The following is a 24,894-nucleotide window of genomic DNA, read 5'->3' as shown; positions in this document are numbered from 1 at the left end:
GCGCCCGAACTGCCCGAGCCGCCCGAGCCGCCCGAGCTGAAGGTGGAGCCAGAGGCACCGCCGGTACCGGAGGTGTCCCCGATGCCGTCGCTCCCCGGCCCCCCGAGCCTCGCGCGCAGTGTGCGGGCCCGCCGGACGGGGGCCGTCCCGGGGCTCAGGTACCGGCAGGTCGCGCCGGCCGATCCGGCGAAGGTGGCCGAGGTCGACCGCCGTCTCGAAGCCTGGGCCCGCGAGCTGGAGCTGTTCCCCGAGGAGTGGTTCGACGACTTCGCCGGTTTCCAGTTCGGCCGGGCGGTGGTGCTCCAGCATCCGGCCGCCGCCGACCTGGAACGGCTGACCGTGGCGGGCGAGCTGCTGCTCGCCGAGAACGTCGTGGACGACTGCTACTGCGAGGACCGCGGCGGATCACCGCGCGGCCTGGGCGGACGGCTGATCATGGCGCAGTCCGCGATCGATCCCTTCCACGGCCCGGTGGTCCAGCAGGAGCAGTGGAAGGAGGGCATGCGGGCCGACGGGCCGCGGCGTTCCTACCACGTGGCCGTCAAGGATTACGCGACGGTCGCCACGCCCAGTCAGGTGGACCGGTTCGTGCACGACATCGCCCGGCTGCACCTCGGCTATCTCGCCGAGGCCGCCTGGACGGAGACCCGGTACACGCCGCAGGTGTGGGAGTACCTGGTGATGCGGCAGTTCAACAACTTCCGCCCCTGTCTGTCGATCGTCGACGCGGTGGACGGCTACGAGCTGCCCGAGGCGCTCTACGCCAACCCGGAGATCCAGCGCATCACCGCGCTCGCCTGCAACGCCACCACCCTCGTCAACGACCTGTACTCCTTCACCAAGGAGCTGGCCAACGACCCGAGCCACCTCAATCTCCCGCAGGTCATCGCCCGGAACGAGGACTGCGGGCTGAAGTCCGCCTATCTGCGGGCCGTCGGGATCCACAACGAGATCATGGAGGCATTCGAGGAAGAAGCCGCCGCCGTGTCCGCGACCTCGCCCCTCGTCGCCCGGTACGCCCGGGGCCTGGACGACTGGGTCGCCGGCAACCACGAATGGCACGCCACCAACAGCCACCGCTACCACCTGCCCGACTACTGGTGACCCACGAGACGAGCCGACCGCACGACAAGCGCCATCCGCGTGACAAGGGAGCCATTGTTGACCACCGTTGACGCCGACATGAGGGCAGCGACGCTGCCGGCCCAGTCCACGTACCAGCACCGCGTCGCGGACTACTGGAACGCCGAGGAAAACCCGGTCAACCTCGAACTCGGCAAGATCGACGACCTGTACCACCATCACTACGGCGTCGGGGACGCCAACCCGGCCGTGCTCGCCGAGCGGCACCCCGCCCGGCGCCGGAACCTGATCACCGCCGAACTGCACCGCCTGGAGCACGCGCAGGCCGAACTCCTCGCCAACCACCTCGGCCCGCTGACCCCGGACGACCGGGTCTTCGACGCGGGCTGCGGACGCGGCGGGGGCAGCGTGGTGGCCCACCTCAAGTACGGCTGCCAGACCGACGGTGTCACCCTCTCCGCCAAGCAGGCCGACTTCGCCACCGAGCAGGCGCAGAAACGTGGCATCAGCGACCAGGCCCGCTTCCACGTCCGCAACATGCTCGACACGGGGCTGCCCGGCGGCGCGTTCGCGGCCTCCTGGAACAACGAGTCCACCATGTACGTGGAGCTCGACCTGCTCTTCGCCGAGCACGCCCGGCTGCTGCGCCGCGGCGGACGCTACGTGGTCGTCACCGGTTGCTACAACGACACCTACGGGCGCGCCTCCCGTGAGGTGTCACTGATCAACGCCCACTACATCTGCGACATCCACCCGCGCTCCGCCTACTTCGCCGCGATGGCCCGCCACCGTCTCGTACCCGTCCACGTCGAGGACCTGACCGCGGCGACCCTCCCCTACTGGGAGCTGCGCGCGCAGGCCCCGCATCTGACCACCGGCATCGAGGACACCTTCATCGACGCCTACCGCAACGGCAGCTTCCAGTACCTGCTGATCGTGGCCGACCGCATCTAGCCGCCCACCCACCAGCACCGCACGCCTCCACCGGTCGGTGGAGGCGTGCGTGCGTTCCGGGGTCGTGGCCGGTCAGGGCTGGGAGCCGACGGAGCCGCAGTTGGAGGTGGCCGCCTTGCCCGACATGCGGTCGGCCAGCCAGTCGATCGCGTCGCCCTGGTCCGTCAGGAGCGGGGCGGCGTGGTTGAGCAGGCCCCGGCCGAGGTTCGGCAGTTTCACCGGCGTGTAGGTGACGTCGGCGCCGCGGGCGCACCAGTCGACGGCCAGTTGCCGGGCCTGCGCGTGCGGGACGAGGTCGTCGTTGACCCCGGTGGCCAGCCGGACCGGGCTCGCGGGCTTGAGGGTGCCGATGCGCTGCTTGGCCAGGAACGCCGTGAGGGCGGGCTCGGACTGGATGATGTCGCTGATCGAACGCCCGTCGTTGGTCCAGGCGGTGCTCTTGGCGGAGTTGTACGAGAAGAGCGCGTCGCCGATGCACATGGTCGACAGGTCCTTGAGCGCGGCCTTGCCCGCGGTGTTGATGTGGGCGTCCGCGATGGGCTGAAGGGAGGGGTCGGACTGCAAAAACCCGTTGAGGGACCAGCCGAGGGCGCCGGCCAGGTCGCCGCCGTCGATGGCCTTGGTGACCTCGACCAGGTCGGCGGGGGGCGCGCCCGAGTAGGTGCCGTCGAGCACGACGTCGGGAGCGTAGGCCGGCTGGAGTTCGGCGGCGGCCGCGGTCGCGCCGCCGCCCTGGCTGTACCCGAACAGGCCCACGGGTGACTGCGCGGTGACCGAGGTCCCGGTGAGCGAGCGGGCGGCACGGACCGCGTCGAGCACGGCGTGCGCCTCGTCGACCCGGTTGACGTAGGTGTGCAGCCGGTCCGTGGCGCCGAGGCCCGCGTAGTCGGTGACCACGACCGCGATGCCCTTGGCCAGCATCCGGTAGATCGCGAGGTCCTCGTAGCCCACGGACACCGTCTCGAAGCTGAGGCTCAGCGGGTGTTCGAGGCCCATGGAGGCCGCGCACTGGTCGCCCTGGCCCATCGTGCCGGGGGCCACGGCGACCAGCGGGCGCGGTCCTTCGCCCTTCCAGTCGGCCGAGGGCTCGATGTAGGCACCGGTGACGGCGACGGGCCCGCCGCCCGAGTCGGTGGACTTGTACATGACCCGTGTCGCCTTGCCGGGCAGGGGGCCGCTGAGGCCGGGCAGGCTCAGGGCGAGCGGGAGCGGTTCGCTGCGGACCAGCGTGCCGTCGGCCGCGGGCAGCGAGGCGGGCGGGTTGTAGAACTCGGGGATCGTGACGCCACGGGACACCACGGGGTCCGAGCCGGTGGCCGCGGCGGCCGGCAGGGCCTGGGCGCCGAGGCAGGCCGCGACGGTGATCGCCGCCGCCAGGAAGCGGGTGCGTGCGGGCATAGCGGTCCTCCTGGAAGGGGGAGGCGGAGCCGTCCTGCGTCGGACGCCGGGCCGATGGCGGCCCGGCGGGACATGGGGTGCAGGACTGGTGGCACGAGTACACCGTCGTCCCACGGGTCTCGCGCCTCACTCCGATGCGGTTGTGCACGAAGGTACGGCGCAGCTGTTACCGGCGGTAGCACCCGGGATATTACGGTTCAGTAATGTGACGCCCGAGTAATATGACGGAGGGTCGGACGCACCCCGACGGCACCCCTCACGACCCCTCCGACCTCGTCACCCGTCTCGCGCCGCGCGCACGGGCACCATCGCACCGACACCCGATTCTGTGACACAGGTCACGACAACTGCGACCCAGCCGCGAGCAGTTGGAGCCGCGAAGGACCGACGGCATGAAGCCGTCGACGAGGAATGACCCGACATCGGCGCGACGGCCCACCCGGGGAGTGTACGTTCGTACGCCTCGGCTATAGGCTCCCGCGCATGAATGTCGATGTCGATGTCCCGCGCCGGCCCGTACGGGCCGAACGGCAGGCCCGTACGGCCGTGGCGCTGCTGTTCTTCACCAACGGAGCCCTCTTCGCCAACCTCCTGCCGAGGTATCCGGAGATCAAGGCGGACCTCGGGATCGGCAACGCCGCCTACGGGCTGTCGGTCGCGGCGTTCCCGGCGGGGGCCATCGCGGCCGGTCTGGCGGCCGGTGTGCTGATACGCCGGTTCGGCTCGGCCCGGGTGGCGGTCGCCGGCACCCTGCTGACCGGCGCGGGGATCCTCGTCGCGGGCCTGGCCGGCACGGTGTGGCTGTTCGCGGGCGCGCTCTTCCTGGCCGGGGCGATGGACGCGATCACCGACGTGGCGCAGAACGCCCACGGCCTGCGGGTGCAGCGCCGCTACGGGCGGTCCATCATCAACTCGCTGCACGCCATCTGGTCCATCGGCGCCGTCACCGGCGGTTCCATGGCCGCCGGCGCCATCGCCCTCGGACTGTCCCTGGGGCAGCATCTGGCCGTCTCGGCCGTGGTGTTCGCCGTCGTCGCCTGCATCGCCCTGCGCTTCTGCCTGCCGGGCTCCGACACCGAACCGGACGCGGAACCGGATGCGGATGCGGAGGACTCCGCGCCGCGGCGGGCCGGACCCGCGGGCGGCCGGTCCACGCGCACCGCGTACGTCCTGGCCGCGCTCGTGCTCATCGCCACGGCCGGCACCCTCGTCGAGGACGCGGGCAACTCGTGGGCCGCGCTCTACCTCTCCGGCTCGCTGAAGGCGTCGGCGGCGCTGGCGGCGTCCGGCTACATCGCCCTGGTGGGCGCCCAGTTCGCCGGCCGGCTCATCGGCGACCGGCTCGTCGACCGGTTCGGCCAGCGCGCGGTGGCCCGGGCGGGAGGTCTCATCACCGCAGCGGGCATGGGGCTGGCGCTGGCCGTGCCCACGGTGTCCGGGACCGTCCTCGGCTTCGCCGCGGCCGGGTTCGGGGTGGCGACCCTGGTCCCGGCGGCGATGCACGAGGCGGACGAACTGCCCGGCCTCAAGCCCGGTTCGGGCCTGACCATCGTCTCCTGGCTGATGCGCCTGGGCTTCCTGCTCTCCCCGCCGGTGGTCGGGCTCGTCGCCGACGCCACGAGCCTGCGCCTGGGCCTGCTGGTGGTGCCCCTCGCCGGGCTGCTCGTCCTCCTGCTGGCGGGAGTGCTGCGACCGCGGCGCCGGTGAGCCGCCGCCACGCGCCGTGAATGTACGTTCGTACGCTCTGGGCGGTACGATGGGCGGCATGGCGACCACGGACCACTTCGCGCAGGACCCGCGCACCCATTACGAACGCATGCTGGCCGGGGATCTCTACATCGCGGACGACCCCGAGATCGCCGGCCGGCAGCAGCACGCCGTGCGGCTGGCCACCCGTTACCAGGCCGCCTACGCCGAGGACACCGACGCCGCCCGGCCGGTCCTCGCGGAGCTACTCGGTTCCCTCGGCGAGGAGGCGCACGTACGGCCGCCGCTGTACGTCGACTACGGCAGCAACATCACCATCGGGGCCCGCACCTTCGTCAACTACAACCTGACCGCGCTGGATGTCGCGGCGATCACCATCGGCGAGGACTGCCAGATCGGCCCGAACGTCCAGCTGCTCACCCCCACCCACCCCCTGGAACCGGGTCCCCGGCGGGACAAGCTGGAGGCGGCCCGGCCGATCACCATCGGCGACAACGTCTGGCTCGGCGGCGGAGCCGTCGTCCTGCCGGGCGTGACCATCGGGGACAACTCCGTCATCGGCGCCGGGGCGGTCGTCACCAAGGACGTGCCCGCCGACGTGGTAGCCGTCGGCAACCCCGCGCGAGTCGTGCGGAGCCTGTAGACCTGTCGTCATGGCCACCGGACGCACCGACCCGCAGCGCCGCGCGCGCATCATCGCCGCCACGCTCGACCTCATCGCCGAGGAGGGCGTCGCCGGCGTCTCCCACCGCAAGATCGCCGCACGGGCCGGCGTGCCGCTGGGGTCGATGACCTACCACTTCGACGGCATGGAGCAGTTGCTCCGGGAAGCCTTCGGCCAGTTCACCGACCACATCGTCGCGGTCTTCGAGGCGCACCTCTCCGCCGCGGCCGACGGCGACGAGGCGAGGGCGGCCGTGGTGGAACTCGTCCACGTGCTGTCCGACGGGCCCCAGCGCGACCTGGTGCTCACCCAGGAGCTGTACACCCTCGCCGCCCGCCAGCCGGACTACCGGGAGCTCACCCACGAGTGGATGCGCCGCAGCCGGGTCCATCTGGAGCGGCACTTCGACCCGGACACCGCACGCCAGCTAGACGCGCTCATCGAGGGATTGACGCTGCACCGCGCGCTGGCCCGGGAACCGCACGACCGCGCCCTGACGGTGGCGGCCGTCACCCGCATCACCACGGCCGGCGGATGAGCCCGGCCGCGGCCGGGCGGAGGGCTCCGGCGGATGAGCCCGGTCCCGGCTAGGCGGAGGGCTCCACGCCCGGGGACGCCGACCGGTCGGTGAACTCCGCCAGCAGACCTTCGAGCCGCTCGACCATGAAGTCGTAGTAGTCGGCCATCTGCCTCACCCGGCCCCGCTGTCCGGCGGGAAGGGTACCGGCGCGGGACCTGGCCCGCTCGGCGAGGGCGCGCAGCCGGACCGTCTGTTCCAGCTGGTGCCGGAGGCAGCCGAGCCAGGCGTCGTCACGCCAGCGGAAGAGGAACTGGCGCGAGCCGGCGGGCTTGTACCGCTCCACCGTGCCGTTGGTGATCAGCAGCCGGGTCATCTCCGACACCGAGCCCTTGCTCGCGCCGAGGGCCGACATCAGGTCGGCCAGGGTCAGCGGTGACTCGCTGAGCATGAGGACGCCCGCGGCGCGGCCCGCCATGGGCGGCCAGCCCATCGCCTGCCCCACGTGCAGACCGAAGTCCTCGATCAGGACGGTCGCGTCACCGGCTCCGGTCGCGTCGGCGCCGCCGCCTTCGTCACCGACTCCGGTCGCCTCCGCGACGTCGCCCGTCTCCGGCACCACGCCCTCCCCCTGCCCTCAACGGTCAGAAAAAAGTGAACGTTCAGTGTTGACTGAACTTTCGCCTGAAGGCAGTCTACCTGTCACAGCGGCCCGAGCGGGATGCCGGGACCTCGCTGTTCCGACGTCGGAGGTGCTGCGTGGCCCGTACAGGCTGGGACCTGATTGTCGTGGGTGCGGGGTCGGCGGGGGCCGCGCTCGCGGCCCGCTCGGCGGAGCGGGGCAGACGCGTACTGCTCCTGGAGGCGGGGCCCGACTACCGGTCGGCCGAGATGGCGGAGGCGTGGCGGTCGCCCAACCCCGGCCGCGCCCTGCTGGACCCGGCCGCCGCGCGGCCACTGGTCTGGCCGGGCCTGGACGCCGCGCGGACCGAGAAGCAGCCGCAGGCACCGTACTGGCGCGGCCGGGGTGCCGGCGGCAGTTCCTCGGTCAACGGGCAGATCGCGATCCGCCCGCCGATGGCGGACTTCGACGACTGGGCGGCGGCCGGCTGCACCGGCTGGTCCCGCGACGACGTGCTGCCGTACTTCGCGAAGCTGGAGGACGACGAGGAGTTCGGTGACGCGCCGTACCACGGCCGCGGGGGTCCGACGCCCGTCTTCCGCATGCCGCGCGAGCGGTGGGGCGGCGTGGACGGCGCGCTGTGCGCGGCGGCACTCGCCGCGGGCCACCCGTGGGAACCGGACGTGAACGCGCCCGACGGGACCGGGGTGTCGCCCTACCCGATCAACTCCCGGGCCGGGAGACGGGTATCGGTCAACGACGCCTATCTGGAGCCCGCCCGGGGCCTGACCGGTCTGACCGTGCGCGGCGGTGCGCTCGTCGACCGGGTGGTGTTCTCCGGCGACCGTGCGGTCGGCGTCCGGGTGCTGGACGGCGCCGACGCCGTCACGGAGTACGCGGACGAGATCGTGCTGAGCGCCGGGGTGATCCACTCTCCGGCGATCCTGCTGCGGTCGGGGGTCGGCCCGGCCGACGACCTGCGCGCGCTCGGCATCGGCGTACGGGCCCGGCTCCCCGTCGGGCAGGGCCTCCAGGACCACCCCATGATCGTGCTGGAGCTGCCGCTCACCCCGGAAGCGGCCATCACGTCGCAGGACGACCGGCACACCAACGTCTGCGTACGCTGGACCAGCGCGCCGGACGCGGACCCGAACGACATGATGTTCGTCTCGCTCAACCAGAACGTGCTGGCCATGGCCGCGGCCGACACCCGCCTGCCTTCCGGCGGCGTGGGCGTCTGGCTCAACCGGACCTACTCCCGGGGCCGGCTGACGCTCGCCTCGGCCGATCCCACGGTGCACCCCGAGGTCCACGAGCGGATGCTCTCCGACGACCGCGACCTGTCCCGGATGCGCGTCGGAGTACGCGCCCTCGCCGCGCTCGCCCGCGGCGCCGAAGTGGCCACCGTCCTCCGCGAGGGCGGCCGTACCCTCGCCGCCCACAACACCGCGCTGTTCGCGGTGCTCGACGACGACGCGGCACTCGACGACCACCTGCTGGCGACCGCGGTCGACGCCCAGCACGGTACGAGCACCTGCCGCATGGGCGCGCCCTCGGACGCCGCGACGGTGGTCGGCCCCGACTGCCGGGTGCTGGGCCTCGACGGGCTGCGCGTGGTGGACGCCTCCGTGTTCCCGTCGGTCCCGCGGGCCAACACCAACCTGACCGCCATCATGGTCGGCGAGCTCATGGCCGACCGCCTCGGCTGACCCGCCGTCCGGGTCCGTCCCACCCCCTTCCCCCTCTCTTTTCTTCTTGCCGCCCGCGGAGGAGCAGTACCTCATGCAGACCCCGGAAGCCCCGCAGAGCTCGCAGCCCCTGCGGAACCTGATAGCAGGGCAGTGGCAGGACTCGCTGAGCGAGATCTGGTACGACCTGGTCAACCCGGCCACCGAGGAGACCATCGCGCGGCGGCCCGGCGGTTCGGCCGAGGACGTGCGCCGCGCCGTGGACGCCGCCGTCGCCGCGCAGCCCGCGTGGGCGGCACGACCGCCGGCCGAACGCGTCGGGCTGATGGACCGCTGGGCCGGCACGGTCGCCGGGCACGCGGCCGAACTCGCCGAGCTGGAGTGCCGGGAGATGGGCAAGCCGGTCGGTCTCGGCACCGCGTTCCTGGAGGGAGCGGCCCAGCAGCTCAGGGCGGCCGGGGCCGACGCCCTGTCGTACGCGTTCGAGCGGAGCGTGCCGGGGCCGGCGGACAGCACCACGCGGATCGTCCGGCGTCCGCTCGGCGCCACCGCCGTGATCACCCCGTGGAACTTCCCCGTGCCGATGGTGCTCGGCGCCCTCGGGCCGCTGCTCGCCGCGGGCAACACGGTGGTGCTCAAGCCGTCGGAGCGCGCACCGCTGGCGGTGGTACGCCTGCTCGAACTCCTCGACCCGCCGCCGGGCGTGGTGAACCTCGTCCTGGGCGACGCCCGGGCCGGGACACCGCTGGTGGCCGACGAGCGGATCCAGCTCGTGCACTTCACCGGTTCCGTCGCCGCCGGGCGCGCCGTCGGCGCGGCGGCCGGCGGGCGGCTGCGCCGCTCCCTCCTGGAACTCGGCGGCAAGGACCCGGTCGTGATCGACGCCGGGGTGGACCCGGCGGCGACGGCCGCCGCGGTCGCCTTCGGCGCGTTCGTCAACTCCGGCCAGATCTGCACGTCCATGGAGCGGATCTACGTCCACCGCGACGTCGCCGTGCCGTTCACCGAGGCGCTCGTCGCGGCGGCGGCCACGCACACCCTCGGGGACGGCCACGACGAGCGGACGGTGCTCGGTCCGCTCGTCGACGAGCGGCAGCGCGACATCGTGCACCGCCATGTCACCGACGCCGTCGAGCGCGGCGCCGAGGTGCTCGTCGGCGGGACCGTACCGGACGGCCCCGGCTTCTTCTATCCCGCGACCGTGCTGACCGGCGTGGACGACACCATGCTCGTGATGACCGAGGAGACCTTCGGGCCGCTCGCCCCGGTCGTCGTCGTGGACTCCTTCGAGGAGGGCCTGGAGCGCGCCGCCCGTTCCCGGTTCGGGCTGGCCGCCACCGTGTTCACCGACGACCCGGAGCACATCGCCGCGGCCGAGCGCCTCCCGGCCGGGGTGGTGTGGGTGAACCAGTGGCAGGGCGGCGGCCCGGAACGCCTCTACGAACCGGCGGGCGACAGCGGTATGGGCGCCACCGGTTCGCACGCCGCCCTGGACGCCGCCACCCGCCCGGTGTCCGTGCACCTCGCGCCCGCCGGGAGCAACCGATGACGCCTCCCGCGCACCCCCTCGCCCCCGCCCCGGCCAAGGAAGCCGTCGCCCGCCGTATCCAGGGCGCCGGTGAGCGGCTGGTCGCCCTCTCGCACCGTATCCACGCCCATCCGGAGCTGGGCTTCGAGGAGACGCTGGCCAGCCAGTGGGTCGCCGACGCGCTCGCCGACGCCGGTTACGAGGTGCGGCACGGCTGCTACGACCTGCCCACCGCCGTGCACGCCACCATCGGCGACGGCCCGGTCCACGTCGGCATCTGCGCCGAGTACGACGCGCTGCCCGACCTCGGCCACGCCTGCGGGCACAACGTCATCGCCGCCGCGGCGGTGGGCGCCGCCACCGGTCTCGCCGCGCTGGCGGACGACCTCGGGCTGACCGTGACCGTGCTCGGCACCCCCGCCGAGGAGGGTGGCGGCGGCAAGGTCCTGATGCTGGAGCGCGGCGCGTTCGACGGCCTGGACGCCGCCATGATGGTCCACCCCGCCGCCACCGAGATGCTGGCCATGCCGCTGCTCGCCATGTCCCAGTTCGAGGTCTCCTACCGGGGCAGGCCCGCGCACGCCGGGGCCTGGCCCGAGCAGGGCGTCAACGCCGCCGACGCCATGACGGTCGCTCAGGTCGCCCTCGGGCTGCTGCGCCAGCAGACCCGTGCCGACGACCGTGTCCACGGCATCGTCACCGGGGCGGGCACCGCCCCGAACGTGATCCCGGACCACGCCCGCGGCCGCTGGATCATCCGGTCCGGCACCGCCAAGGCCCTGGCGGAACTGGCGCCGCGCGTGCACCGCTGCTTCGAGGCGGGCGCCGTGGCCACCGGCTGCGCCCTCGACCTCGAACCGGCCGGACCCGACTACGCCGACCTGCGGCACGACGCGTCCCTGCTGCGCCTGTACCGTGCCAACGCCGAAGCGCTCGGCCGGATTTTCCCCGAGGTGCCGCCCGGCAGCGCGGTCGGCGCGGCCACGGACATGGGCAACGTCTCGCACGTGGTGCCGACGATCCATCCGATGCTGGGCCTGGACTGCCCGGGCGTCGGCAACCACCAGCCCGGGTTCACCGCCGCCTCGGTCACCTCCACGGCCGACCGGGCCGTCCTCGACGGGGCGACCGCCCTGGCGTGGACCGCGGCCGACCTGGCCGCGGGAGCCGGCGTCGGCGCCGCGGCGGGCGGCTGACACCGGGCCGCGCGCGGGCTCCTCCCGTACGCCGCCACCCCCCGCGGCGTGCACGAGCAGACGGCCGAATCGCCGCCTGCCCGGTTTGCCGGGCCGGGTGGCGGGTGCTGAGGTCTGAGCCGTGAAAAGGGAGGAAGCCAGGATGACCGTGTGGTTCGGCCTGCTCGGCGGGGTGGAGGTACGGATCGGCGGCCGGCCCGTACCCGTGGGTGCGGGGCGGGAGGAGTGTCTGCTGGCCGCGCTGCTGGTCGACGCGGGGACGCCGGTGCCGCACGGCCGGCTGGTCGACCGGGTCTTCGGCGACCGTCCGCCGCGGCGTCCGCTCGACGCGCTGCACGGCGGGCTCGCGCGGCTGCGGCGGCTGCTCGCCGGGGCCGAGGACGCCGCCGTCGAGCGGCGCGGCGGCGGCTACCGGCTGCGCGTCGACACGGACTCCGTGGACCTGCACCGGTTCGGCCGGCTGCTGCGTGAGGCGCGCGCCTGCCCGGACGAGGAACGGGCCCACGCCCTGTACGAGAGCGCGCTCGGGCTCTGGCGCGGCGAGCCGTTCGGCACGCTGGACAACGCCTGGGTGCGCCGGCTGCGGGCCGCGCTGGAGCAGGAACGGCTGGCGGCCGAGCTGGACCGCGACGACATCGTGCTCCGGCACGGGGGCCACGAACGGCTGCTGGCCGAGCTGCCCGCGCGGGTCGCCGACCATCCGCTGGACGAGCGGCTGGCGGGCCAGTTGATGTGCGCGCTGCACCAGGCGGGCCGTGCGGCCGAGGCGCTCGGCCAGTACCAGCGCATCCGCTGCCGTCTCGCCGAGGAGTTCGGCGTCGAGCCGGGCAGCCCGCTGCAACACCTTCACCGGGGCATCCTCGCCGGTCAGCCCGCGCACACCGGAGCCGATCGCCCGCCGGCACCCGTCACCGGCCCCGCACGGACGCCGGCCCCGACGCCTCGGCACCTGCCGGTGACCGATGGGGCCTTCGTCGGGCGGGAACGGGAACTGGCCTTTCTGGACGCGCAGTTGGCGGCGGCGGGCGACGGTTCCTCACGGGCGCGCGTGGTGGCGGTCTCCGGCGCCGCGGGCACGGGCAAGACCGCGTGCACCGTGCACTGGGCACGCCGGGTCGCGGACCGCTTCCCCGACGGGCAGATCCACGCCGACCTGCGCGGCTACGGGCCGAACGGCTCCCCCGTCGCCCCGTCCGAGGCGCTGTACGGGTTCCTGGAGGCGCTCGGTGCCGGGCCGGAGCGGATCCCGGCCGAACTGGGCGGGCGTACGGCGCTGTTCCGTGCGCTGGTGGCGGGCCGGAGGCTGCTGTTCGTCCTGGACAACGCGCACGACACCGACCAGGTGGAGCCGCTGCTGCCCGCCGCCCCCGGCTGTCTGGTCCTGGTCACCAGCCGGCGGCGGCTGACCGGACTGGTCGTCCGCCACCAGGCGCGGCACCTGTCCCTGGGCCCGCTCCCGCACCCGGCGGCGAGGGCGCTGCTGGCCGAGCGCCTGGGCGAGCGCCGGGTGGCGGAGGACCCGTGCGCGGCGGACGAACTCCCGCACCTGTGCGGCCACTTACCCCTGGCTCTGGCCATCACCGCCGCGTGGGCCACCACCCACCCCGACCGGCCCCTCCGCCTCCTGACCGAGGAGTTGCGCGCGGAGGCGCACGGGGACCCGCACGGAGAGCCGCACCGGCTCGGTCGTGAGGAGCCGCACGGAGAGCCGCACCAGCTCCCTCCGGAGGAAGGGCACGGACTCCCGCACGGGGAACCGCAGGAGCTCCCGTACGGAGATCTGCACCGGCTCCTGCACGGGGAACTGCACGAACTCCCGCACGGGAAGCCGCAGGAACCGCCCCGCGCGGAGCCGCACCGGTTCCCGCCGCACGGGAACGCCCACGGCGAAGAGCAGCACGCGCGCGTGCGCGGGGAACCGCAGGGGGAGAGCCGCCCGACGCGCGACGAGAGCCGCCCGACGCGCGATGAGAGCCGCCCGACGACGGCGCCGCACCCCGACGCCGGGACGCCGACCGGCCCGGCACCCGATCCCGCCTACGGCCCGGCGCCCGGTCCAGCACCCGACCCGGCAAGCGATCCGGCACCCGCCTCCACCCCCGGTCCAGCCCCCCACCCGGCCTCCGGCCCGGCACCCGGTCCGGCACCCGATCCGGCCCCCGCCTCCACCCACGATCCGGCGCCCGACCCCACGTCCGGTCCGGCACCCGGCCCCGCCTCCTTCTTCTCGCCCTCCCCGGCACTCGTCCCCTCCCCCACCCCGACCCCCGTCCTCGCCTGTTCCTATCGGGCGCTGTCTCCGCGGGCGGCGCGGCTCTTCCGGCTGCTTGCGCTGGTTCCCGGGGCCGATGTCGCGCTGCCCGCTGTCGTCTCCCTGGCCGGACGGCCGCCGGCGGACGTACGGGGGCTGCTCGGTGAGCTCGTCGCGGCGGGGCTGGTGTCGCGCGGCGGGGCGGGACGCTATCTGCTGCACGACCTCGTCCGCGCGTACGCCGGTACGAGGCTCGCCGCCGACACGGCGGACGCCGAGCGGCACGCGGCGACGGACCGGCTGCTCGGCCACTACCTGCACTCCTCCGTCGCGGCGGACCGGCTGCTCGACGAGCACCGCGACCCGGTCGACATGCAGCCGCCCCGGCTCGGCGTCGTCGCCGAGGCGTTCGGCACGCCCGAGCAGGCCGCCCGCTGGTACGCCGCCGAGCACGCCGCCCTCGTGGCGGCCGTCGCGCAGGCCTCCCGCACCGGCTTCGACGGGCACGCCTGGCGGCTGGCCTGGTCCCTGTCCACCCACCTGGAGCACCGGGGCTGCCGGGAGGTGTGGATGCGGGTGCAGCGGACCGGGCTCGCCGCGGCCCGCCGCGCGCGCGACGCGGCCGGCATCGCGCACGCGCTGCACGGCCTCGGGCTCGCCTGCGCCCGGTCCGACCGGCACGACGAGGCGCGCTTCCTGCTCGCCGACGCCCTGGACCGGTACACCCGGCTCGCCGACGACCCGGGCCGGGCGCACACCCATCTGACACTGTCCTGGTCGTACCGCCGGCAGGCCCGGCACCCGGAGGCGCTGGAACACGCGCTGGCGGCCCTGCGCTGCTACTCGGCCGCGGGTTCCGTCCCCGGGCAGGCCGACGCGCTCGACGTGACCGGCTCGTGCCGGGCGCTGCTGGACGACCACCGGCAGGCGCTGCACGCCTTCCGGCGCGCGCTGGACCTGTTCGAGCGGGCCGGCGACCGCGCCGGACAGGCACGGAGCCGGGCGGGCCTGGCGTTCGTCCAGCACGCCCTGGGCGACCACGCGGCGGCCCGGACCTCGTACGGCGCGGCCGAGCATCTCCTGCGGGGGCTCGACCACGCCCGGGCGCGGGAGGCCCGCGAACGTCTCGCCGGCACACCGTGGGACGGAGCGTCGTGAGGAGGTCCCGGGGCGCGGCGGCCGCTTCCCTGCCTGGTCACGGCCTGCCGCCCGGCGGTGCCGTGCTGTCGCGTACGACCAGGCGGGTCGGTACGAGCGTGCTGCCCCGTTCCGGGCCCTCCTGGCGCATCTTGCGCAGCACGGCCTCGACGCAGAGCCGTCCCACCTCGGCGAAGTCCTGGTGGACGGTGGTGAGCGGCGGGATGAAGACGGTCGCCTCGGGGATGTCGTCGAAGCCGATGACGCTGACGTCCTCGGGGACGCGCCGGCCGCGCTCGTGCAGGGCGCGCAGCAGACCGAGCGCCATCTGGTCGTTGGCGGCGAAGACGGCCGTGCACTCGTCGTGGGCGGCGAGTTCGCGCCCGGCCAGGTAGCCGGACTCGGCCGACCAGTCGCCCCGGAAGAGCGGCGGTGCGGGGCGTCCCGCCTCGGCCAGCGCCGCGCGCCAGGCGTCGGTGCGGCGCTGGGCGGCGTAGGAGTCCTCGGGTCCGCCCAGATGCCACACGGTCTCGTGGCCGAGGCCGAGGAGGTGGCGCACGGCGGTGCGGGTGCCGCCGGCCTGATCGGTGTCGACGACCGTGTAGTGGCTGTCCGCGTCGGAGTCGACGACCACTACTTGGACATGCGGCGGCAGCGTGACGGTCGCCGCGTCGAGCAGGTGGACCTCCATGATGACGATGACCGCGTCGACGGCGAGTTCCTCGAGCCGGGAGAAGGCGCCCCGCACCTCGGCCTGGGTGGGGATGGCGACGGGCAGCAGGGTCACCGCGTACCCCTGGTGCGCGGCGGAGTTGGCGATCGCCTCCAGGGTGCGCACGTTGCCCGTGGTGGACAGCGAGAAGGTGATGACGCCGATGGTGCGGAACTCGCCGCGTTTGAGGGCGCGCGCCGCGCTGTTGGGCCGGTAGCCGAGCTCCTTCATGGCCGCGCGCACCTGGCGGCGGGTCTGCTCGTTCACGCCCTCGTAGCCGTTGGAGACCCGGGAGACGGTCTGCGAGGAGACGCCCGCGAGGCGCGCCACGTCCGCCATGGAGGCGGTGGTGCGGCCGCTGCCGCGGGGACGGCCGCGGACGGGTCCCGGACCGCCGCCGGCCCCGCCCGCCGCCGGAGCGTCACCGGACCCGCCCGCCGGAGCGTCACCGGACCCATCCACCGCCATGTGCACTCCTCGATCGCCCCTTGGTTGCTGTTGCGTCACGGTGTCCGCTGGGGAACCAGGACCACCCTTGACCACCTTCGTCAGGGCCGTGTAGACATTCCGACGTCAGATGTTTACGTAAACATAACAGCCCTCGGGCTCTTTTTTCGGCGCCTCATGTTTACGCAAACATCACGGCGGCGGTGCGGCAGCGGGACGGCGTGCGGCACCCCCGGTTCCAGGACTGGACGAGCGAGGTACGACATGACGACGCTGCAACCGCCGGTGGCCGCCGAGCCGCGGCCGGCCCCGCCTCCGGTGCGCCGGGACCGGCGCTCCTGGACCGGATGGGGGTTCATCGGCCCCTTCCTGGCCGTCTTCGCCCTGGTCTTCCTCGCGCCGATCGGTTACTCGATCTATCTGAGCCTGTTCCGGGACCAGCTGATCGGCGGCACCCACTTCGTCGGCCTGGACAACTACCAGGAGGCGCTCCAGGACGACCAGTTCTGGGCCTCGCTCGGCCGGGTCTCGCTCTTCCTGGCCGTCCAGGTGCCGGTCATGCTCTTCATCGGTCTGCTGATCGCCCTCGCGCTGGACAGCGGCCGCCTCTACGGCACGGACTTCTTCCGCATCACGATCTTCCTGCCGTACGCCGTGCCCGCGGTGGTCGCCACCCTGATGTGGGGCTTCATGTACGGCACCAAGTACGGACTGGTGGGCGACATCAACGACGCCTTCGGTGTCACCCTGCCCGACCCGCTCTCCAGCGACCTGGTCCTTGCGTCCATCGGCAACATCGTCACCTGGGAGTTCGTCGGCTACAACATGCTGATCTTCTACTCCGCGCTGAAGGTCATCCCGAACTCCCTGTACGAGGCCGCGGAGATCGACGGCGCCGGGCAGCTCCGGGTCATCACCGCCATCAAGCTTCCCGCGATCCGCGGTGCCCTCGTCATCGCGACGATCTTCTCGATCATCGGCAGCTTCCAGCTCTTCAACGAGCCGAACATCCTGCGGCCGCTGGCCCGCAACGCGATCACGACGGACTACACCCCGAACTTCTACACGTACTCGCTGTCCTTCAACGGCCAGCAGCACAACTACTCCGCGGCGGTCGCCATCATCATGGGCCTGATCACCATGGTGATCGCCTATGTCGTGCAGCTTCGCGGCATGCGCAAGGGAGCGTGAGCGCCGATGAGCAGCACGAGCACCACCACCACCGCCTCCCCGTCCGTGTCCGCCCCCGCGACCAGGGGACTGCCCAGGCTGCGCAAGCGCGGTGACCACGTCCCGGGTCGTTCGAAGCGCAGCGTCCTGCTGACCGTGCTCACCGGTCTGGTCCTCGTCTACACCGTGGTGCCCCTGGTGTGGCTGGTGATCAGCGCCACCAAGACCCAGCAGGGGCTGGCCGATTCGTCCGGACTGTGGTTCGCCCACGACTTCGCGCTCTGGGACAACATCAGCGACACGTTCACGTACGACGACGGCATCTTCGGGCGCTGGCTGCTGAACACCCTGATGTACGTCGTGCTCGGGGCGGGCGGCGCCACCTTCCTGGCGATCCTGGGCGGTTACGCGCTCGCCAAGTTCACCTTCCCGGGCAAGCGCGCCGTCTTCGCCGTGGTCATCGGTGCCGTCGCCGTCCCGGGCACCGCGCTGGCGGTGCCGACCTTCCTGATGTTCAGCAAGATGGGGCTGACCGACACCCCGTGGGCGGTCGTCATCCCCTCGCTGGTCTCCCCGTTCGGCCTGTATCTGATGTGGGTCTTCGCCACCGAGGCGATCCCCGTCGAGCTGCTGGAAGCGGCCCGCATCGACGGGGCGGGCGAGGCGCGCACCTTCTTCCGGGTCGCCCTGCCGCTGCTCGCGCCCGGCATCGTGACCGTCCTGCTGTTCACCACGGTCGCGACCTGGAACAACTACTTCCTGCCGCTGATCATGCTCAAGGACCCCGACTGGTACCCGCTGACGCTGGGCCTGAGCGCCTGGAACTCCCAGGCCGAGACGATCGGCGGTGAGGTGATCTTCAATCTGGTGATCACGGGTTCGCTGCTCACCATCGTGCCGCTGATCGCCGCGTTCCTGCTGCTCCAGAAGTACTGGCAGTCCGGCCTCGCCGCCGGAAGCGTCAAGGAATGACCCGACGCCGGGGCACCGCCCCCCTCGGTTCCACCGCTCTCACCCTCACCCTGTCCGGCCCACGAAGAAGTGGAAGCACTCCCATGCGCCAAACGACCCGCCGCCTGATGCGCGGCCTCGCCGTCCTCTCCGTTCTCGCCCTGGGCGCCACCGCCTGCGGCGGCTCCGACGACGACAGCTCCGGGGACCCGGTCTCCGCGGCCGACGTCCAGGCGGCCCTGAAGAAGGGCGGCACGGTCACCGTCTGGGCCTGGGAGCCCACGTTGAAGACGGTCGCCGCCGACTTCCAGAAGAAGTACCCCAAGGTCAAGATCAACCTCGTCGGCGAGCGGTCGGGCGACAAGCACTACACCGCCCTGTCGAACGCGATCTCGGCCGAGAAGGGCGTCCCGGACGTCGCACAGGTCGAGTACTTCGCGCTGAGCCAGTACTCGCTGACCAAGGGCCTGACCGACCTCGCCCCCTACGGCGCCGACAAGCTGAAGAGCGAGTACACGCCCGGCCCGTGGAACGCGGTGAGCGAGGGCGACAAGGTCTACGGCCTGCCGATGGACTCGGGGCCCATGGCGCTCTACTACAACAAGAAGATCTTCGACAAGTACAAGATCGCGGTGCCGACCACCTGGGACGAGTACGTCGACGCGGCCCGCAAGCTGCACAAGGCCGACCCGAAGGTCTACATCGCCAACGACGCCGGTGACGCGGGCTTCACGACCAGCATGCTCTGGCAGGCCGGTTCGCGTCCCTACACCGTCGACGGCACCAAGGTGAAGATCGACTTCTCCGACGCGGGCGCCAAGAAGTACACCGAGACCTGGCAGAAGCTGATCGACGAGAAGCTGCTCGCGCCGATCTACGGCTGGACCGACGACTGGTACAAGGGCCTGGGCGACGGCACCATCGCCACCCTGGCCAGCGGTGCCTGGATGCCCGCCAACTTCGTCACCGGCGTGCCGAACGCCTCCGGCGACTGGCGCGCGGCGCCCATGCCGGCCTGGACGAAGGGCGACAAGGCGAGCGCGGAGAACGGCGGCAGCTCGCTGACGCTGCCCGCCCTGGGCAAGAACAAGGAACTGGCCTACGCGTTCGTCGAGTACGCCAACTCCGGCGCGGGCGTGCAGAGCCGGGTCAAGGAGGGCGCCTTCCCGGCGACCACCGCCGACCTCAAGACCGACGCGTTCCTCAACACCGAGTTCGAGTACTTCGGCGGCCAGAAGGCCAACAAGATCTTCGCCGAGTCCGCCGCCAACGTCGCCGACGACTGGTCGTACCTGCCCTTCCAGCAGTACGCCAACTCGATCTTCAACGACACCGTCGGCAAGGCGTATGTCGGCAGCACCAAGCTGTCGGACGGCCTGAAGTCCTGGCAGGACGCCTCCGTCAAGTACGGCAACGAACAGGGCTTCACCGTCGAGAAGTAGCACCGGGCCGCACCGTCACGAAGCAGCACCGTGCTTCGCCGTCGAGAAGCAGACGCCGGGCGGCGCGGACGACCCCGCGCCGCCCCGTGCACCACACCGGAAGGACCGCCATGATCTCCACCCTCCTGTCCCGCACCCCGCGCGGGTCGGACGGTGACCCCGCCCCCCGTCTCCTCTACGGCGCCGACTACAACCCCGAGCAGTGGCCGCGGGAGGTGTGGGAGGAGGACGTACGGCTGATGCGCGAGGCCGGGGTCAACCTCGTGTCCCTGGCCATCTTCTCCTGGGCGCGCATCCAGCCGTCCGCCGACGTCTGGGACTTCGGCTGGCTCGACGAGATCATGGACCTGCTGCACGCGGGCGGCATCGGCGTCGACCTGGCCACCGCCACCGCCTCCCCGCCGCCCTGGCTGACCACGGCCCACCCGGAGATCCTGCCGGTGACGGCGAACGGCGAGACGCTCTGGCCGGGGGCGCGCCAGCACTGGCGGCCCACCTCCCCCGTCTTCCGCGAGCACGCCCTGCGCCTGGTCCGCGCGCTGGCCACCCGTTACGCGGACCACCCCGCACTGGTCGCCTGGCACGTCAACAACGAGCTGGGCTGCCACAACGTCTACGACTACTCGGACGACGCCGCCCGCGCCTTCCGCGACTGGCTGCGCGCCCGGTACGGCACGCTCGACGCCCTCAACCACGCCTGGGGCACGGCGTTCTGGTCGCAGCGCTACAGCGACTTCGAGCAGATCCTGCCGCCCCGGCTCGCCGCCTCCCACCCCAACCCCACGCAGCAGCTCGACTTCAAGCGCTTCTCCTCGGACGCGCTGAAGGACCACTTGCGCGCCGAGCGGGAGATCCTTCGGGAGATCACCCCCGAGGTGCCCGTCACCACCAACTTCATGGTGATGGGCGGCACCAAGGGAATGAACTATCCGGACTGGGCGGCCGAGGTCGACTTCGTCGCCAACGACCACTACGTGGTGCCGGGCCCGCGCGACCGTGACGAGCTGTCCTTCTCCGCCAACCTGACCAGCGGCATCGCGTCCGGGCGGCCCTGGTTCCTGATGGAGCACTCCACCAGCGCCGTCAACTGGCAGCCGGTGAACGTGGCCAAGCGCCCCGGCGAGCTGGCCCGGGACTCCCTGCTGCACGTCGCGCACGGCGCCGACGCGGTCTGCTTCTTCCAGTGGCGGCAGTCGGCGGCGGGCGCCGAGAAGTACCACTCGTCGATGGTTCCGCACGCGGGCGCCGACAGCGACCTCTTCCGCGCGGTGACCGGCCTCGGCGCCACCCTGGGGTCCCTCGCCCCGATCGCCGGTTCCGAGCGGGAGCCCGCCCGGGTCGGCATCCTCTACGACTGGGAGTCGTGGTGGGCGAGCGAGCAGGACTCCCACCCCACCTCCCTGCTCGACTACCGGCGAGAGGCCCTCGACTGGTACTCGGCGCTGCTCGACCTCGGCATCCGCGCCGACCTCGTCACCACCCGCGCCGACCTCAGCCGCCACCAGGTGCTGATCGCCCCCGTGCTGCACCTGGTCACCGCCGAACTGGCCAAGGAGCTCACGCGCCACACCGAGCAGGGCGGCCATCTGATCACCACGTACTTCTCCGGCGTGGTCGACGAGAACGACCATGTGTGGCTCGGGGGTTACCCGGGTGCGCTGCGCGAGCTGCTCGGCATCCGCGTCGAGGAGTTCGGGCCGCTGCTCGCCGGGGACACCGTGGAGCTGGACGACGCGAGCACCGGCAGCCTGTGGACCGACCGGATCTCGGTCACCGACTCCGGCACGGAGGTCCTGGCGCACTACCGCACCGGTGTGTACGAGGGCCGGCCCGCCGTGACCCGACGGGCGGCCGGTGCCGGTTCGGCCGCGTACGTCTCCACCCGGCTCGGCGTCGACGGGCTCACCGCCCTGCTGCCGCGGCTGCTCGCCCCGGCCGGGGTGACGAGCGAGCTGCCCGAGGAGGCCCGGGGGCGGGTCGAGACGACCGTCCGCAGCGGCCCCGGCGGCAGGTTCGTGTTCCTGGTCAACCGCACCGACGACACCGTGCCCGTACCGGGGCTCACCGGCGACGTCCTGCTCGGCACCACCGGCGCCGACGGCTCCCCCGTCCTCGGCCCGAGGGAGGTCGCCGTCCTGCGGCAGACCGCCGGCTGACCCGCCCCGGCACGGTACGAAGCACGCGCGGACTCCCCGGCCGGCACGCGCCCGGCCGGGGGCTCCTCCCCTCCCGTCCCCGCGGCGGGAGGGGCCACCGCAGCGACCACAGCTGAGTGTCGGGCCCCCGCCGCACGTCGCCCACGGCAACCGCGTGCACATGGGACGACGTGTGGGTGGGCGCGGGCGCGCTGATCATGCCCGGGGTCACGATCGGCCGCGGCTCGGTGATCGGTGCGGGCAGCGTGGTGACGGCGAACGTCCCGCCGATGGTCGTCGTCACGGGTGTGCCGGCCCGCGTCCAGCGGCCGATCACGGACGCGGACCGGGAGTGGGTTTACCGGGCGCCGCGCACGCTGGAAGCCGGCTGAGCCTGGGACACCAGGTCAGGAGCCGTTCGCGCGCTGCGCCCCGGGGCGGTCGAGAACTTCGGTGACCAGCCGCTCGACCGTGTCCCACGCCTCGGGGTGCAGTGCGCCGACGGCCGTGCCTCTCAGGGCACCGAGGACGCCGGCGGTGCCGTCGGCGATCGGGGTGCTCTCGCTGAGCACCTCGTAGCCGTCGCGGACGGCGACCCGGAGGGTGCCGGGTCCCGCGCCGTCGGCGTGCACGGCGGCGGCCACGACGAGGGGCGGTGCACCGCCCTCCTCCGCGGGGGACTTGTGGTAGCCGCTGACGACCGGTTCCGGCCAGTGGATGCTCAGCAGCAGATGGCGCTTGTCCAGCACCTCGGCCAGGTCGGTCTCGAAGACCCGGTCCCGCTCCAGCACCGTCGCGCGGGCGTCCAGTGCGAGCGCCGGGGGCAGCAGGCAGCGCAGCGTGCTGCCCACGAGGTTGCCGCCGACGGTGGCCGTGCGGCGCACCGCTCCGGTGCCCACCGTGGCGGCCGCGCGGCGCAGCACCTCCGGCACGCGCTCGTCGATGCGGCTGAGCAGCACGGCCGAGCCGAGCACGCCGTCCCCGAGGGCGTTGGCCTCGGGCAACTCCCGCAGGGTCATGGCCAGTTCGGGGAAGCCGTCCCGCTGCCAGATGGCCCAGACGAGCGTCGCGCCGCCTATCGGCACGGCTCCCTCGGACATGCACTCCTGTGCTTCGGACACTGATGTGGGCATACGCAACAGCACGGCAGCCGACCTGCTCTCGTGGGACATTGGGGCGGTAGGCGACGCAGCACCTCGGCCGCATGATCGCTGACATGGCGCATTCTGCCCAGATATCGGGGGGCGCGTACAGGGCTCACGCCGTCCCTCTGTGCGCCCTTCGTGCGCGGGCGTGCGGTGCCGGTCCCTTTCTTACCCACTCCGCAAACCCGGACCGCGCACGGCTGCGTTCGCCAGGCGGTCCAGTCCCGATCGGCTTCGTATCCCAGGTTTCGGGGCCCGTTCCCCTCCGGGGTCACGGTCGGGCCCGGTCGCGTCAGTCGTGCGGAGCGTGGCCGCCGACGCGGTGGTCGGCGTGGCTCAGGGCCTCCGTCACCAGCCGTCGCAGATGTCCGTCGCGAAGGCTGTAGTACACATGCCGGCCCTGACGGCGCGTCTCCACCAGTCCGGCGAGGCGGAGTTTCGCCAGATGCTGGCTGACGCCGGTACGGGAGGCCGCGCACTGTCCGGCGAGCGAGCCGACGTCCGACTCCCCCTGCGCGAGCAGCCACAGCAGATGGAGCCGGGTGGCGTCGGACAGCAGCGCGAACACCTCGGTCGCCCGGGCCAGCCGGGCGTTGTCCGGCGGGCGCAGATGCGCATCGGGCGCAGTTGGCAGGGGCTCGCGAGCAGGCATGGCCACAGCGTAGAGGCCCGGGGCGGCGGGCGCGGCGGCCGGGGAGGCGGTCACGGGCCCTGACCCATGACATATATGTGCGCAGATGCGCACACGTCGCTACAGTAGTCGGCAGCCGTGCTCCACAGCCCCCGGCCGAGGGACCGCCGCATGCTCTCCGTTCTGCGCAACCGCACCTACCGCCGCCTGTTCACCGCCCAGGTCGTCGCCCTGACCGGCACCGGCCTGGCCACCGTCGCGCTCGGCCTGCTCACGTACGACATCGCCGGGGCCGACGCCGGCTCGGTGCTCGGCACGGCCCTCGCGATCAAGATGGTGGCGTACGTGACGATCGCTCCCCTCGCCGGAGCGGTCGCCGGCCGGCTGCCGCGCCGTGCCCTGCTGGCCGGCGCCGACCTCGTCCGCGCCGCCGTCGCCCTGACGCTGCCGTTCGTTGACCAGATCTGGCAGGTCTACGTACTGATCCTGCTGCTTCAGTCCGCCTCCGCCGTCTTCACTCCGGCCTTCCAGGCGGTCGTCCCCGACGTGCTGCCCGCCGAACGGGACTACACCCGCGCCCTGTCGCTCTCCCGTCTCGCCTACGACCTGGAGAGCCTGATCAGCCCGGCCCTCGCGGCCGCGCTGCTCTCCTTCGTGACGTACGACTGGCTGTTCCTGGGCACGGTGGCCGGTTTCCTCGGGTCGGCCGCCCTGGTGGTCTCGGTGCTGCTGCCCAGGCCGCGGGCGGCGGAGCGCCGCGGCGGGCACGCGGAGGCCACCGCCGGTGTCCGGCTGCTGCTGGGCGTCCCGAGGCTGCGCGCCCTGCTGCTGTTCCACCTGGCGGTGGCGGCGGCCGGCGCGATGGTCACCGTCAACACCGTGGTGTACGTGCGCGACCGGCTGGGCGGCGGCGCCGCCGACGTACCGCTGGCGCTCGGCGCGTACGGCGGCGGGTCGGTACTCGTCGCCCTGGCGCTGCCCCGCGTGCTCGACCGGGTCCCCGACCGCACGGTGATGTCGGGCGGCGCCCTGCTGCTCCTGCCGGCCTTCGCCGGGCTCGGCGGGCTCACCGCGGCGGACGGCGGCGGCTGGCGGCTGCCGGTCCTGCTGCTGCTCTGGGCGGTCTTCGGCGCGGCCTGCTCTCTGGTGCTCACCCCGGCCGGGCGGCTGATCCGCCGCTCGGTCCCGCCGGACCGGCTGGCCCCGGCGTTCGCCGCGCAGTTCGCGCTCTCGCACTGCGGCTGGCTGCTCACCTACCCGCTGGCCGGCCGGCTCGGCGCGGCGGCGGGCCTTCAGTCGGCGGTGCTGGCGCTCGGCGCCCTCGCCGCGCTCGCCACTGTGGCGGCGGTCCGGCTGTGGCCCGCGGACGACCCCGGCCCCGCCGCCGGCGAGCACGAACACACCGGGCTGCACGCCGGCCATCCGCACCTCGCCGGTGCCGTCCGGGTGCGGGGCGGCTGGCGCCACAGTCACGCCCGCGTGGCCGACGCGCTGCACGCCCGCGGCTGACGGCGGC

General features: G+C 73.1%; 20 protein-coding genes. 15 read left to right on the top strand and 5 right to left on the bottom strand.

The features are described 5' to 3' along the window. Positions 1-81 precede the first annotated feature (81 nt). Entirely contained in the window at positions 82-1,104 is a 1,023-nt protein-coding gene (locus tag ACFV6E_RS04270) for a family 2 encapsulin nanocompartment cargo protein terpene cyclase (RefSeq protein WP_385159623.1), read from the top strand. 78 nt (positions 1,105-1,182) lie between these two features. Continuing rightward, positions 1,183-2,037 (top strand): geranyl diphosphate 2-C-methyltransferase, encoded by an 855-nt coding sequence (locus ACFV6E_RS04265; RefSeq protein WP_385159625.1) that lies wholly within the window; start codon positions 1,183-1,185, stop codon positions 2,035-2,037. A gap of 72 nt (positions 2,038-2,109) precedes the next feature. Here ACFV6E_RS04265 and ACFV6E_RS04260 read toward each other — a convergent pair whose 3' ends face one another. Continuing rightward, positions 2,110-3,435, bottom strand: coding sequence for a lipase family protein (locus ACFV6E_RS04260; RefSeq protein WP_385159571.1), 1,326 nt, complete (start codon positions 3,433-3,435; stop codon positions 2,110-2,112). Positions 3,436-3,918: 483 nt separating this feature from the next. Here ACFV6E_RS04260 and ACFV6E_RS04255 point away from each other — a divergent pair, with 483 nt between their 5' ends. Genes ACFV6E_RS04255 through ACFV6E_RS04245 form a run of 3 tightly spaced genes read left to right on the top strand, consistent with a single transcriptional unit; the run spans position 3,919 to position 6,344 of the window. Next, positions 3,919-5,142 carry an MFS transporter gene (locus ACFV6E_RS04255; protein ID WP_385459298.1) on the top strand — a complete coding sequence of 408 codons (1,224 nt, stop codon included), beginning with the start codon at positions 3,919-3,921 and terminating at the stop codon, positions 5,140-5,142. 58 nt (positions 5,143-5,200) lie between these two features. Further along, on the top strand, positions 5,201-5,785 hold the full coding sequence (locus tag ACFV6E_RS04250; RefSeq protein ID WP_385459296.1) for a sugar O-acetyltransferase: 585 nt from the start codon (positions 5,201-5,203) through the stop codon (positions 5,783-5,785). 10 nt (positions 5,786-5,795) lie between these two features. Then, positions 5,796-6,344, top strand: coding sequence for a TetR/AcrR family transcriptional regulator (locus ACFV6E_RS04245; RefSeq protein WP_385159577.1), 549 nt, complete (start codon positions 5,796-5,798; stop codon positions 6,342-6,344). A gap of 49 nt (positions 6,345-6,393) precedes the next feature. Here ACFV6E_RS04245 and ACFV6E_RS04240 read toward each other — a convergent pair whose 3' ends face one another. Continuing rightward, on the bottom strand, positions 6,394-6,945 hold the full coding sequence (locus ACFV6E_RS04240) for a GbsR/MarR family transcriptional regulator (protein ID WP_385459294.1): 552 nt from the start codon (positions 6,943-6,945) through the stop codon (positions 6,394-6,396). A 137-nt stretch (positions 6,946-7,082) separates the two neighbouring features. On the opposite strand from ACFV6E_RS04240, the gene ACFV6E_RS04235 reads away from it, so the two are divergent. From ACFV6E_RS04235 to ACFV6E_RS04220, 4 genes are all read left to right on the top strand, one after another. Continuing rightward, a complete protein-coding gene (locus ACFV6E_RS04235; protein WP_385459292.1) occupies positions 7,083-8,654 on the top strand; it encodes a GMC family oxidoreductase in 1,572 nt (523 codons plus the stop codon). 73 nt (positions 8,655-8,727) lie between these two features. Then, entirely contained in the window at positions 8,728-10,182 is a 1,455-nt protein-coding gene (locus ACFV6E_RS04230; protein ID WP_385459290.1) for an aldehyde dehydrogenase family protein, read from the top strand. Beyond that, positions 10,179-11,357 carry a M20 family metallopeptidase gene (locus tag ACFV6E_RS04225; RefSeq protein ID WP_385459288.1) on the top strand — a complete coding sequence of 393 codons (1,179 nt, stop codon included), beginning with the start codon at positions 10,179-10,181 and terminating at the stop codon, positions 11,355-11,357. The genes ACFV6E_RS04230 and ACFV6E_RS04225 overlap by 4 nt, the downstream gene beginning before the upstream one ends. 142 nt (positions 11,358-11,499) lie before the next feature. After that, a complete protein-coding gene (locus ACFV6E_RS04220; RefSeq protein WP_385459286.1) occupies positions 11,500-14,766 on the top strand; it encodes a BTAD domain-containing putative transcriptional regulator in 3,267 nt (1,088 codons plus the stop codon). Positions 14,767-14,803: 37 nt separating this feature from the next. Here ACFV6E_RS04220 and ACFV6E_RS04215 read toward each other — a convergent pair whose 3' ends face one another. Then, complete coding sequence (locus ACFV6E_RS04215; RefSeq protein WP_385459433.1) at positions 14,804-15,796, bottom strand: LacI family DNA-binding transcriptional regulator; 993 nt, start codon at positions 15,794-15,796, stop codon at positions 14,804-14,806. Between the two features lie 372 nt (positions 15,797-16,168). Here ACFV6E_RS04215 and ACFV6E_RS04210 point away from each other — a divergent pair, with 372 nt between their 5' ends. The 5 genes from ACFV6E_RS04210 to ACFV6E_RS04190 all read left to right on the top strand — a co-directional run bounded on the left by ACFV6E_RS04210 (position 16,169) and on the right by ACFV6E_RS04190 (position 21,994). Beyond that, positions 16,169-17,095: a carbohydrate ABC transporter permease gene (locus ACFV6E_RS04210; RefSeq protein WP_385159589.1), complete on the top strand. Its 927-nt coding sequence runs from the start codon at positions 16,169-16,171 to the stop codon at positions 17,093-17,095. A gap of 6 nt (positions 17,096-17,101) precedes the next feature. Next, positions 17,102-18,046: a carbohydrate ABC transporter permease gene (locus ACFV6E_RS04205; protein ID WP_385459284.1), complete on the top strand. Its 945-nt coding sequence runs from the start codon at positions 17,102-17,104 to the stop codon at positions 18,044-18,046. Between the two features lie 83 nt (positions 18,047-18,129). Further along, positions 18,130-19,467, top strand: coding sequence for an ABC transporter substrate-binding protein (locus ACFV6E_RS04200; RefSeq protein ID WP_385459282.1), 1,338 nt, complete (start codon positions 18,130-18,132; stop codon positions 19,465-19,467). Positions 19,468-19,577: 110 nt separating this feature from the next. Beyond that, the gene (locus ACFV6E_RS04195) at positions 19,578-21,623 is read left to right on the top strand and encodes a beta-galactosidase (protein WP_385459280.1); all 2,046 of its coding nucleotides are present in this window, start codon (positions 19,578-19,580) and stop codon (positions 21,621-21,623) included. 176 nt (positions 21,624-21,799) lie between these two features. After that, positions 21,800-21,994 carry a hypothetical protein gene (locus ACFV6E_RS04190; protein ID WP_385159597.1) on the top strand — a complete coding sequence of 65 codons (195 nt, stop codon included), beginning with the start codon at positions 21,800-21,802 and terminating at the stop codon, positions 21,992-21,994. 15 nt (positions 21,995-22,009) lie between these two features. Here the strand turns inward: ACFV6E_RS04190 and ACFV6E_RS04185 are convergent, their stop codons facing one another. Both ACFV6E_RS04185 and ACFV6E_RS04180 read right to left on the bottom strand, forming a co-directional pair. Further along, the gene (locus ACFV6E_RS04185; RefSeq protein WP_385159599.1) at positions 22,010-22,747 is read right to left on the bottom strand and encodes an FAD binding domain-containing protein; all 738 of its coding nucleotides are present in this window, start codon (positions 22,745-22,747) and stop codon (positions 22,010-22,012) included. Between the two features lie 292 nt (positions 22,748-23,039). Then, on the bottom strand, positions 23,040-23,399 hold the full coding sequence (locus ACFV6E_RS04180; RefSeq protein ID WP_385159601.1) for an ArsR/SmtB family transcription factor: 360 nt from the start codon (positions 23,397-23,399) through the stop codon (positions 23,040-23,042). Between the two features lie 150 nt (positions 23,400-23,549). On the opposite strand from ACFV6E_RS04180, the gene ACFV6E_RS04175 reads away from it, so the two are divergent. After that, the gene (locus tag ACFV6E_RS04175) at positions 23,550-24,887 is read left to right on the top strand and encodes an MFS transporter (RefSeq protein WP_385159603.1); all 1,338 of its coding nucleotides are present in this window, start codon (positions 23,550-23,552) and stop codon (positions 24,885-24,887) included. The last annotated feature ends 7 nt before the right edge of the window (positions 24,888-24,894 follow it).

The sequence above is a fragment of the Streptomyces sp. NPDC059785 genome (assembly GCF_042732375.1).
Lineage (GTDB): Bacteria > Actinomycetota > Actinomycetes > Streptomycetales > Streptomycetaceae > Streptomyces.
Note: the sequence above shows the minus strand (reverse complement) of the source record. Positions and strands in the feature narration are given on the sequence as shown.